Below are 12,339 nucleotides of genomic sequence, written 5' to 3'. Positions count from 1 at the left end.
CCATTGCCGCGGTAAAGGCCGCGGTGGGCATCCCGGTGCTTGCCAACGGCGACATCGATACCCCGGAGAAAGCCAGGCTTGTGCTTACCCTCACCGGCGCCGATGCGGTCATGATCGGCCGGGGTGCGCAGGGACGGCCATGGATCTTCCGGGAAATCGTCCACTTCCTGGCTACCGGCGAGCACCTGCTGGAGCCCACCCCTGGCGAGGTGGCCGCGATCCTCTGCGGACACCTGCACGCGCTTTACGCCTTCTACGGTGAACTGCAGGGCGTGCGCATTGCCCGCAAGCACCTGGGCTGGTACGCCCGCGACCGCCAGCAGAACGCAGCCTTCCGCCAGGTGGTGAACCGTGCCGAGACAGCCAGCGAACAGTTGCGCCTGACCGCCGACTACTTCGCCGCCCTTTCCGCAGGCGAACGCCTGGCCGCCTGATGCCCGCTTCACGCCGCGCGCGTAAGATTGGTTTCTATCGAAACTGAAGGCTTGTCCCATGCGTGCGATCTGGAAAGACACCGTCCTTGCAACCAGCGACGACACCGTGGTGGTGGAGAACAACCACTACTTCCCGGCCGACTCCCTACGGAAGGAATTCTTTCGCGAAACTTCCAACCACACCGTGTGTCCGTGGAAAGGCACGGCGAGCTACTACGACGTGGTGGTGGACGGTGAAACCAATCCGAATGCCGCCTGGTACTACCCTGAACCGTCCAGCGCCGCCAGGCAGATCGCGCACCGCGTGGCGTTCTGGAAGGGCATCCGCGTCGAACCGTGACGCATGAAACATAATTCATGACGTAGGGAACCGCCGGTCGTCAACGATACCCGCTACTGGATCGTTAACCGTGGTGCGAGCACACGGAGACCGTTCATGAGTGGTGGTACCCCGCACGCAGCCCGGCCGTTCCATCGACGGCGCGGGCTCGTGGTTTTGTTCATTGTCGTCATCGTCGCCCTGGTATTGATCATCATCCACGCCCTGGGCGGCAAGAAGGAAAGGCCTGGGACACCGCCCCAGGTGGTAAGCACCACCACGGCAAGGCTCGGCGACATGCCCGAGGTGCTCGACGAACTGGGCACCGTCACGCCGATCGCCACGGTCAATGTGCTGCCCCAGTTGAGCGGCTATCTCACCTCTGTCGGGTACCAGGAAGGCCAGGACGTCGCCCAGGGCCAGTTCCTTGCACAGATCGACCCGCGCCAGTTCGAAATCGACAAGCAACAGGCCCAGGCGCAGCTGGCCAAGGACCAGGCAAGCCTGGCGCAGGCGCGTGCGGACCTTGTGCGTTTCACGCAGTTGAACCAGCAGAAGTCGATTGCCGAGCAGACCTTCGCCGACCAGCAGTTCACCGTGAAGCAGGACGAGGCCGCCGTGCAGGCCGACCGCGCCAACATCGCGCAATTCGACCTGGACCTCACCTATTGCCACATCACCGCGCCCATCGCCGGGCGCGTGGGACTGCGCCTGGTGGACCCGGGCAATTACGTCACGCAATCGACATCGCCGGGCATCGTCACCATCACCCAGATGAAGCCGACCACGGTGCAATTCACCATCCCGCAGAACTCACTGACCAAGGTACTGCAGCGCTTCCATGGCCAGGACAAGCTCAGCGTCTCGGCCTTCAACAGCGACAACAGCAAGCAGCTGGGCACGGGCTCCCTTTACGCGCTGGGCAACCAGATGGCCACGGGCACTGGTACCGTCACCCTGCGTGCCAGCTTCCCCAACGACGACGAAGTGCTCTATCCCAACGAATTCGTCAACATCCGTTTGCTGGTGGACACGCTGCACCAGGCCGTACTGGTGCCCACGCCGTCGGTACTCAGCGGCGCGCCCGGCGACTATGTGTACCTGGTCAATGCCGACCAGAGCGTGTCGGTACACAAGGTGACGCTGGGGCCGAGCGATGGCAAGGACACCGTCATCCTGGCCGGCCTCACGCCTGGCCAGGCCGTGGTTACCGACGGCATGGACCGCCTGAGCGACGGCGCCAAGATCAGGCTCGCCGGGGCAAGGTCCGCGCCGGGTACAGGTCCGGCCCATGCCTCGTCGACGGGCGACGCACCACGCAAGGGCGGCAGGCATGCGCACGGCGCGGCGCCGTCCACCCAGGCGTCCTAGGCGGATCATCCTTTAACCGATGAATATTTCCCGCCTGTTCGTCGTCAGGCCCGTGGCCACGTCGCTGCTGATGATCGCCCTGGTGCTGGTGGGCGTGGTCGCGGTGCGCTTCCTGCCGGTCTCGTCCCTGCCCGCCGTCGACTACCCGACGATCCAGATACGCACGTTTTATCCCGGCGCCAGCCCGTCGGTGATGGCCACGACCGTCACCGCGCCGCTGGAAGTACAGCTTGGGCAGATCCCCGGGCTCCAGCAGATGACCTCCAACAGCTCGGCGGGGGCGTCGGTGATCACGCTGCAGTTCAACCTTGCGCTGAACCTGGACATTGCCGAGCAGAACGTGCAGGAAGCGATCAACGCATCCAACAGCCTGCTGCCGGCGGGCCTGCCGGCGCCACCGACCTATGCGAAGGTCAATCCTGCCGACCAGCCTATCCTGACCCTTGCCGTGACGTCCGATTCGATGTCACTGCCGCAGCTTCAGGACGTGGCCAACAATCGCCTTGGCGCTAAGATCTCCGAAGTGCCTGGCGTGGGCCTGGTGACGCCCGCCGGTGGCAACGTCCCGGCCGTCCGCGTCGAGGCGGACCCGCAGAAGCTGGCGGCGTACGGGCTCAATATCGACGACCTTCGCTCGTTGATCGCAAACGTCAACGTAAGCCAGCCGAAAGGAAACTTCGACGGGCCCAAGCTCGACTACACCATCAATGGCAATGATCAGATCCAGGATCCCAAGGACTACCTGGCAACGGTGATCGCCTACCAGAACAACGCCCCTGTGTACCTGCGCGACGTTGCCCGCGTCACCCAGTCGGCGCAGAACACCGAGCAGGGTGCGTGGTTCGACCGTACCCAGGCCACCGTGCTGAACGTGCAGCGCCAGCCGGGCGCCAATGTGATAGCCACGGTCGACCAGATCAAGAAGGAATTGCCACAACTTGAATCGACGCTGCCGGCGGGAATGAAAGTGCAGGTGGTGTCCGACAGTACCGGCGTGATCCGCTCGTCGGTGGCCGATGCCGCCTTCGAGCTGGTACTGGCCATCATATTGGTGGTGCTGGTGATCTTCGTCTTCCTGCGCAACCTGCCGGCAACGATCATCCCCAGCATCTCGGTGCCGGTATCGCTGGTCGGCACGCTGGCGGTGATGTACCAGCTGGGCTATTCGATCGACAACCTGTCGCTGATGGCGCTGATCATCGCCACCGGCTTCGTCGTCGACGACTCGATCGTGATGATCGAGAATATCGTGCGCTACCTGGAAGAAGGCCACACGCCGATGGAAGCGGCCCTGGAGGGTGCCGGGCAGATCGGCTTCACCATCGTGTCGCTGACCGTCTCACTGATCGCGGTGTTGATCCCGCTGCTGTTCATGGGCGGCGTGATCGGACGGCTGTTCAATGAGTTCGCCGTGACGCTTGCCGTCACCATTGTCCTGTCGGGCGTGGTGTCCCTTACCTTGGTGCCGATGCTTTGCGCGCGCATCCTGCGCGCCCAGTCCGAGCGCCACCCAAGCCGCTTCGAGCGCTTAAGCGAAGGATTGTTCGACAGGACACTGGCTGCCTACGAGCGCGGCCTGCGCGTGGTGATGCGCCACCAGACCACCACCCTGCTGGTGTTCCTGGCAACGATCGCATTGACCGCCGTGCTGTATGTGGTGATTCCCAAGGGGCTGTTCCCCGTGCAGGACATCGGTGTGCTCCAGGGCATCAGCATTGCGGATAACTCGGTGTCGTACCGGGCCATGGTGGACCGTCAGGCAGCCCTTGCCGACGCCATCCTGAAGGATCCCGACGTCACCGGCCTCACTTCATACGTGGGCATCGACGGCACCAACACCACGCTGAACAACGGCCGCTTCCTGATCAACCTCAAGGACATTGGCGATCGCTCGCTGCGTGCCGCCGACGTTGCGCGCCGCCTGCAGAAGGAAGTGGCCGATATCCCGGGCATCAAGCTGTTCCTGCAGCCGGAGCAGGACCTTACCCTCGACACGACGATATCGCCGAACCAGTACCAATTCGTGTTGCGCGGGCCTACACAGGAGGCCTTCAAGCAATACGTGCCTGCGCTGGTGGAGCGCATGAAGCACATCAGTTCGATCACCGATGTCACCAGCGATCTGGACAACGACGGCCTGAGCGTTGACGTGGAGGTGAACCGCCAGTTGGCGGCACGCTACGGCATCACGCCAGCCACCATTGACAATGCCCTCTACGACGCGCTGGGGCAGCGCATCGTCTCGACGATCTTCAACCAGTCCAGCCAGTACCGGGTGATCCTGGTGGCCAAGCCCGAGAGCATTCCGTCACTTGAGGCACTGGGCAACATCTACCTGCCCAGCCAGACAGGCAGCAGCGGCCAGGTGCAATTGAAGGGCATTGCCGCGATCAAGGTCACCCGTTCGCCGCTGGTGGTAAGCCACCTGGCGCAGTTCCCGGCGGTGACGGTTTCCTTCAACCTGGCCCGCGATGCGTCATTGAGCAAGGCGGTGGATGAAGTGAACGCCGCCGAGCAGGCGGTGCATTTGCCTCCATCGATCACCTCGTCGTTCCAGGGTGCCGCCCAGGCGTTCCAGGACTCGCTCTCAAGCGAGGTGTATCTGCTGATCGCCGCCCTGGTGGCCGTGTACATCGTGCTTGGCGTGCTTTACGAAAGCTTCATCCATCCGCTGACGATCCTGTCCACGCTGCCCTCGGCGGGCATCGGCGCCCTGCTTGCACTGATGATCGCCGGCAGCGACCTGGACGTGATCGGCATCATCGGCATCGTGCTGTTGATCGGCATCGTCAAGAAAAACGCGATCATGATCGTCGACTTCGCCCTCGAGGCGGAACGCGAACACGGCAAGCCGCCGGCGGAAGCGATCTTCGAGGCATCGCTGTTGCGCTTCCGCCCGATCCTGATGACGACGCTTGCCGCCATGCTCGGCGCCTTGCCGATGCTGCTCGGTAGTGGCACGGGCTCGGAACTGCGCCGACCGCTGGGCCTTGCCATCATCGGCGGCCTGGCGTTGAGCCAGGTGCTGACGCTTTTCACCACGCCTGTGGTGTACCTGTTCTTCGATCGCCTCGCACAGCGCGTCGGGCGTAAGCGTGCCGGGGACGCGGCCGAGCCTGCGACATGAACATCCCCGGTGTCTTCATCCGGCGTCCGGTGGCGACCACCCTGCTGGCCGTCGCCATCGTGCTGTCCGGTGCGCTGGGGTATTTCCATCTGCCGGTGGCGCCGCTGCCCAACGTCACCTACCCGGTGATCGTGGTCCAGGCCAGCATGGCCGGCGGCAGTCCTTCGACCATGGCCTCCACCGTGGCAGCGCCCCTGGAGCGCCGGCTCGGCACGATCGCCGATGTTTCGGAGATGACTTCGACCAGCTCCGTGGGTTCGTCGCAGATCACCATCCAGTTTGGGCTCGATCGCGACATCAACGGTGCCGCCCGCGATGTGCAGGCGGCGCTCCAGGCGGCCCGGGCGGATCTCCCCACGACCTTGCGCAACAACCCCACCTACCGCCAGTACAACCCGTCCGATGCTCCGATCATGGTGCTGGCACTCACCTCCGACACGCTCACCCGTGCCCAGCTTTACGACTCGGCCAACTCGGTGATCCAGCAGCAGCTTTCACAGGTGGACGGCGTGGGCCAGATCACCCTGGGCGGCAGTGCCTTGCCGTCGGTGCGAGTGGAATTGCAGCCCGACCAGCTCAACAGCTACGGCATCGGCCTTGAAGACGTGCGCGCCGCCATCAGTGCGGCCAACGCCAATAGCGCCAAGGGCCACATCGACCAGGGCAACCAGCGCTTCGAGGTGATCTCCAACGACCAGATCAGCAAGGCGGCGCCCTATCGCGACCTGGTTGTCGCCTATCGCAACAACGCCCCGGTGATGCTGCGCGATATCGCCGACGTCCAGGATTCGGCCGAGAACCTGCGCAACGCCGGCCTCTATAACGGCAAGGCGGCGGTGCTGGTGATCGTCTTTCCCATTCCCGGCGGCAACATCGTCAAGACCGTCGGACAGATCCGCAAGGCACTGCCCGACATCCAGGCGGTGCTGCCCCATGCCGTGCATCTGGACGTGGCATTGGACCGCTCCGAATCGGTCCATGCCGCGGTCAACGACACGCAGAAGACGTTGTTCATCGCCGTGCTGCTGGTGATCGGTGTGGTCTTCGTTTTCCTGCAGTCGCCGCGGTCGATCCTGGTCCCCGCCGTGGCGTTGCCGCTGTCGATCATCGGCACCTTCGGCCCGATGTACCTGCTGGGCTATAGCCTGGACAATCTCTCCCTGATGGCGCTCACCATCGGCACCGGCTTCGTGGTCGACGACGCCGTGGTGGTGCTTGAGAACATCGTGCGGCATGTCGAATCGGGCATGGACCCGCGCGAGGCCGCGCTTCGCGGCAGTGCTGAAGTGAGCTTCACGGTGATCTCGATGAGCCTGTCGCTGATCGCGGTGTTCCTGCCGATCCTGCTGATGCCGGGCATCGTGGGCCTGTTGTTCCATGAATTTGCCATGACGCTATCCATCGCGATCATGTTCTCGCTGGTGATCTCGCTCACCATCACGCCCACCATGGCGGCGTACGTGCTGGACCGGAACCGTGCCTTGCATTCGAAGGCGCGCTGGGCGGTATGGTACGAGGCCCAATTCGAGCGCTTCAAACAAGCTTATTCACGCTCGCTCACTGCCGTACTCGACCACGCGGCCCTGGTGGGCCTGACGCTCATCGGCCTGGTGGTACTGAACGTGGCGCTGGTACGCCTGGTGCCCTCGACGTTCTTCCCCGAGCAGGACAACGGCATCCTGCAGGGGCAGATCATCGCCGACCAGAGCATTTCCTTCCAGGCCATGGCACAGAAGCTCGCGCAGCTGCAGGCCATCGTCCAGAAGGACCCGGCCGTAGCGTCGGTGGCGGGCTTCACCGGTGGCCGCGCGCAGAATACGGCCAATGTATTCATCGAGCTCAAACCCCTGGCCGAACGCGGCGTGAGCGCCACCGAGGTGGTCAACCGGCTGCGGCCAAAGCTCAATGCGGTGTCCGGTGCGCGATTGTTCCTGCAGGCGGCGCAGGACCTGCGCATCGGCGGCCGTTCCTCGGCGGCCGAATACCAGTACACGCTCACCAGCGACGATCCGGAGGCGCTGTACACCTGGGTGCCGAAACTGGTCACGGCGCTGGGCAAGGACCGCGGCCAGGTGATGGACGTCAATTCCGACCTGCAGCAGAACGGATTGCAGGTCTATGTCAATGTCGACCGCGCCACCGCGGCGCGCTACGGCTTCGCGCCCAACCAGATCGACAGCGTGCTGTACGACGCCTTCGGCCAGCGAACGGTGTCGACCATCTACAACGCGCTCAACCAGTATTTCGTGGTGATGGAGGTGGCGCCATCCTATTGGCAGTATCCGCAGATGCTCAACCGGATGCGCTTCAGCACGGCCGCAGGCAATGCCTCGGGCACGGCGCAGACGCAGATGTCGCAGGCGCTGGTCAAGGCACCGACCCTGGCGTCGGTGGTATCCACCGCCCAGGCATCCGCATCGCCGGCCAATGCGCTCAACGCGAATGCCGAGGCCAACCAGCTCACCAATGCCATTTCCAACGCCAAGGGCGGCAGTTCCAGCGGCAGCGCCGACAGCACCTCGGCCGAAACGCTGGTGCCGTTCCCGGCGCTGGCGTCGTACACCAGCAACCACACGGCAACGCAGGTCAGCCACCAGAGCGGCCTGGTGGCCGCGACGATCTCGTTCAACCTGCCGGCCGGTGGCTCCTTGAGCCAGGCATCGGCGACCCTCGCGCAGGTATCGCAGGAGTTGCATCTGCCAGCGTCCATCCACGGCGCCTTCGCCGGCGCCGCCCAGGCCTATTCGCAATCGATGTCGACGCTGCCTTTGCTGGTGCTGGCCGCGCTAGCTGCCGTGTACCTGGTGCTGGGCATGCTGTACGAAAGCGCGGTGCATCCAGTGACCATCCTGTCTACCCTGCCCTCGGCCGGCATCGGCGCTACGCTTGCCTTGTTGATCTTCGGCACGCCGTTTTCGGTGATCGCGATGATCGGCATCATCCTGTTGATCGGCATCGTCAAGAAGAACGCCATCATGATGATCGACGTCGCCATCCACCTGCAGCGCGACGAACACCTGGACGCACCGCGTGCCATCCATGACGCCGCCGTGCTTCGCCTGCGGCCGATCATGATGACCACCGCGGCGGCCGTGCTTGGCGCCGTGCCGCTGGCCGTCGGCCTGGGCCAGGGCGCGTCGCTGCGCCAGCCGCTGGGCATTACCGTCATGGGCGGCCTGGTATTGAGCCAGGTATTCACCCTGTACACCACGCCGGTGATCTATCTCTACCTCGACCGCCTCCGCGCCAGGCTTGCCGCATGGTCGGGCGGCCTGCCCTGGAACCGGTCCGACGCGAGCGCACGACCATGAGCCATACCCTGAAAATCCTTTCTGTCGCGCTGGCCATCGTGCTCGGTGGCTGCATGGTGGGACCTGACTACCAACGCCCGCCCGTGAAGATGCCCGCGGCGTTCAAGGAGCTGCCGGGCTGGACCGAGGCCTCGCCTGCTGCCGAGGCACCCAAGGGCGACTGGTGGACAGGCTTCCACGATCCGCTCATCGATCGCCTCGAGCCGATGGTTTCGGTATCCAACCAGACCGTGCGCGTGAGCTATGCCAACTACCAGCAAGCGCTCGCCGAGGTGCAGATAGCGCGCAGTGCGCTGTTCCCGACCTTGGGTGTCACCGGTTCCGCCACCCGGCAACGCAACGGACGCGGCAACGCAGCGACCACGGCAGGCTCCGCCGCGAACCCAGGATCGATCGAGAACTCAGGTTCTCTCGAAGGCAGTGCCAGCTGGGCGCCGGACCTGTGGGGCAGCGTCCGCCGCAGCATCGAGGAAAACACGGCCACCGCCCAGGCCAGCGAAGCGACCCTGGCCAATGCCACGTTGTCCGAGCAGACCGCCCTGGCTACGGCCGTCATCCAATTGCGCATCACCGATGCCAACGCCGACCTGCTCTCCAAAACCGTCGATGCCTTCAAGGAAGCGGCTCGGGTGGTCGGCAACCAGGGTGCCGCCGGCACCGCCGCGCCGTCGGACGTGATCACCGCGCGTACCCAGCTTGAGAACGCCCAGTCGAACCTGATCGCACTGGGAGTGGCGCGCGCGCAGCTCGTCCACGCGATTGCCGTACTGGTTGGCATGAATCCGGAAGACCTGGATATCCCCCGTGACGGCACGCTTCCGGCCATGCCCGTGGTACCTGCCGGCGTGCCATCCACGCTGCTGCAACGCCGTCCGGATGTTGCCATCGCCGAGCGCCAGATGGCTGCCCAGAACGCGTCGATCGGCGTGGCCATCGCGGCGTACTACCCCAGCATTTCCCTATCGGCGGCGGATGGCTTCTCGCAGTCGCCGCTCGCAGGCCTCCTGCACGTGGCCAATCATGTCTGGTCACTGGGCGCCGACGTCGACCAGACCCTCCTTGACGGCGGCGCACGCCATGGCCAGGTGGCCGCCGCACGGGCCGGCTACGAGGCATCGGTGGCAAACTATCGCGGTAGCGTGTTGACGGCGCTGCAGAACGTCGAGGACGACCTCTCCGGATTGCGCATCCTCGGCCAACAGGCCCAGGTGCAATCCGCCGCGGTGCGCGATGCGGCCCAGGGCGCCGAAGTGGCCCTCAACGAGTACCGTGCCGGCACCGTCGATTACGCCACGGTGGCCGCCGCCCAGGCCACTTCCCTGGCCACGGCGCAAGATGGGCTGAACCTGCGCCAGCAGCAACTGGTGGATACGGTGACCCTGATCGGCGACCTCGGCGGCGGATGGTCGGAGGATGAGCTCACCCCACGGACCGCCAGGCGGTAGCGCCGGGTCGTCTCACCACTCGCTGCGACGCCCGTGGACCCCATCCTGCCTTGCCGCATATGTGCCACATGCCGCGCGTAGTCTGAAGATTCAGCAAACCCGGCCGCCGCCGTGTATCATGGCGACCCCTATTTATCTCTTTATCCGTAAAGAAGGATATATCGCCGCGATGAGCAGCTACCTCTTCACTTCCGAGTCGGTTTCCGAAGGCCACCCGGACAAGATCGCCGACCAGATTTCCGACGCCGTCCTCGATGCCATCATCGGCCAGGACCCGGCGGCTCGCGTTGCGTGCGAAACGCTGGTGAAGACAGGCGTGGCCATCGTCGCCGGTGAAATCACCACCAGCGCCTGGATCGACCTTGAAGCGCTCACGCGCCGGGTGATCCTGGACATCGGCTACAACAGCTCGGAAGTCGGCTTCGACGGCGAGACCTGCGGCGTGCTCAACCTGATCGGCAAGCAGTCGCCCGACATCAACCAGGGCGTGGACCGCAAGAAGCCCGAGGAACAGGGCGCCGGCGACCAGGGCCTGATGTTCGGCTACGCCACCAGCGAAACGTCGGAATTCATGCCGGCGGCCATCCACTACGCCCACCGCCTGGTCGAGCAGCAGACCAAGGTGCGCAAGAAGAAGAACTCCCCGCTGCCGTGGCTGCGACCGGATGCCAAGAGCCAGGTCACCCTGCGCTACGAAGACGGCAAGGCCGTGGCCATCGATGCAGTGGTGCTGTCCACCCAGCACGATCCGGGTGTGAAGCAGAAAGACCTGATCGAAGGCGTGCGCGAGCTGATCTTGAAGCCCGTGCTGCCGTCCAAGCTGCTGCACAAAGGCACCAAGTTCCACATCAACCCGACCGGCAAGTTCGTCATCGGCGGCCCGGTGGGCGACTGCGGCCTGACCGGTCGCAAGATCATCGTCGACACCTACGGCGGCTGGGCTCGCCACGGTGGCGGTGCATTCTCGGGCAAGGATCCGTCCAAGGTGGACCGTTCGGCCGCCTACGCCGCGCGTTACGTCGCCAAGAACATCGTGGCTGCCGGCCTTGCCGACCGCTGCGAGATCCAGGTGTCCTACGCCATCGGCGTGGCCGAGCCTACGTCCATCTCGGTCACGACCTTCGGCACGGGCAAGATCGCCGACGAGAAGATCGAGAAGATCATCCGCAAGCATTTCGACCTTCGCCCGTACGGCATCATCAAGATGCTCGACCTGGTGCACCCGATCTACCAGCCCACGGCGTCGAACGGCCACTTCGGTCGCACGCCGTACGAGATGAAGGATGCCCATGGCAACACCTTCACTGCGTTCTCGTGGGAGAAGACGGACAAGGCGGATGAAATCCGCGAAGCGGCTGGCCTGGTCGCCAAGCGCAAGTAAGGTAATCGCTCGAATAGGAAGGCCGCCCCCGGGCGGCCTTTTTTTATGCGCGTAATGTATTCGCGCAATCCACTGTCCGATAGTTCATCGAACTTGTCTTAAAAATGCGGCGGCCTTCATGCCTATGCGTGCATTTCATTGACACGCGCCCTTGGCTCTGTGTAGGTTCAACACCAGCCGCGCACAGTCGCGGCGCGCACCGGACCGCCACGTCCGGCGACCTGATACGGATGTCGGGTCATGCACGCGCGCAATCGGCCAGGACGGCCATGCCGCGCGCTTCGACATCTACCCCAGTTCGCCGTGTCGTTCACCGATCCGGCCATCCAAGTTGCACTGGGGAGATCCACCCGCATGACGCCATCGCACCAAACGCCAAGCCGCCGCCTGCTGGCTGCCGCCCTCGCCTGCGCCATCAGCGCACCCGCCTTCGCCCAGTCCAACGCCTCGGGCGTGATCTTCGGCCGCGTCGCCGCGGGCGATACCGTACGCGTGGAGAACCTCGACACCGGCCTGGTGCGCGAGATCACCGCCGATGCCGAAGGCCGCTATCGCGCGCCATCGCTGCCGGTCGGCCAGTACCGTGTGGACCTCAAGCGCCAAGGCGCCGTGGAACAGTCGCGCACCCATGTCAGCGTCAACCTTGGCGCCGGCACCGACGTCAGCTTCGTCGCTGCGGCCACCGCCCTGGCGGGTGTCAGTGTCAGCGCCAGCGCGTTGCCCACGATCGACGTTTCGGCCACGGACTCGCGTACCGTGATCAACGCCGAGCAGCTGCGCAAGCTGCCGCTGGCGCGGAATACCACGGCCGCGGCGCTCCTCGCCCCGGGCACGGTGCAGTCCGACTCACGCTACGGCAACGTCGCTTCGTTCGGTGGCGCCTCGGCCGCGGAAAACCAGTACTACATCAATGGTTTCTCGGTCACCAATGCGCTCACGGGCATCGGTTCG

At 64.6% G+C, this 12,339-nt stretch carries 8 protein-coding genes; all 8 read left to right on the top strand.

Translation table 11 applies throughout. From position 1 onward, the window contains the following. Positions 1-434, top strand: a 434-nt coding sequence (locus tag VK519_RS08835; protein WP_324349117.1) for a tRNA-dihydrouridine synthase, incomplete at its 5' end; no start/stop codon positions are given. Positions 435-492: 58 nt separating this feature from the next. Further along, entirely contained in the window at positions 493-774 is a 282-nt protein-coding gene (locus VK519_RS08830; RefSeq protein WP_324349115.1) for a DUF427 domain-containing protein, read from the top strand. Positions 775-870: 96 nt separating this feature from the next. Next, on the top strand, positions 871-2,124 hold the full coding sequence (locus VK519_RS08825) for an efflux RND transporter periplasmic adaptor subunit (protein WP_324349114.1): 1,254 nt from the start codon (positions 871-873) through the stop codon (positions 2,122-2,124). Between the two features lie 19 nt (positions 2,125-2,143). Further along, positions 2,144-5,251 (top strand): efflux RND transporter permease subunit, encoded by a 3,108-nt coding sequence (locus VK519_RS08820; protein ID WP_324349113.1) that lies wholly within the window; start codon positions 2,144-2,146, stop codon positions 5,249-5,251. Next, a complete protein-coding gene (locus VK519_RS08815) occupies positions 5,248-8,562 on the top strand; it encodes an efflux RND transporter permease subunit (RefSeq protein WP_324349112.1) in 3,315 nt (1,104 codons plus the stop codon). The genes VK519_RS08820 and VK519_RS08815 overlap by 4 nt, the downstream gene beginning before the upstream one ends. Then, positions 8,559-10,007, top strand: coding sequence for an efflux transporter outer membrane subunit (locus VK519_RS08810; RefSeq protein ID WP_324349110.1), 1,449 nt, complete (start codon positions 8,559-8,561; stop codon positions 10,005-10,007). The genes VK519_RS08815 and VK519_RS08810 overlap by 4 nt, the downstream gene beginning before the upstream one ends. 169 nt (positions 10,008-10,176) lie before the next feature. Then, complete coding sequence (gene metK, locus VK519_RS08805; protein ID WP_324349109.1) at positions 10,177-11,388, top strand: methionine adenosyltransferase; 1,212 nt, start codon at positions 10,177-10,179, stop codon at positions 11,386-11,388. A gap of 354 nt (positions 11,389-11,742) precedes the next feature. Further along, a partial coding sequence (locus tag VK519_RS08800) for a carboxypeptidase-like regulatory domain-containing protein (RefSeq protein ID WP_324349107.1) occupies positions 11,743-12,339 on the top strand: 597 nt, incomplete at its 3' end.

This window comes from Pinirhizobacter sp. (assembly GCF_035317885.1).
In the GTDB taxonomy this organism is placed as follows: domain Bacteria; phylum Pseudomonadota; class Gammaproteobacteria; order Xanthomonadales; family Rhodanobacteraceae; genus Pinirhizobacter.
Note: the sequence above shows the minus strand (reverse complement) of the source record. Positions and strands in the feature narration are given on the sequence as shown.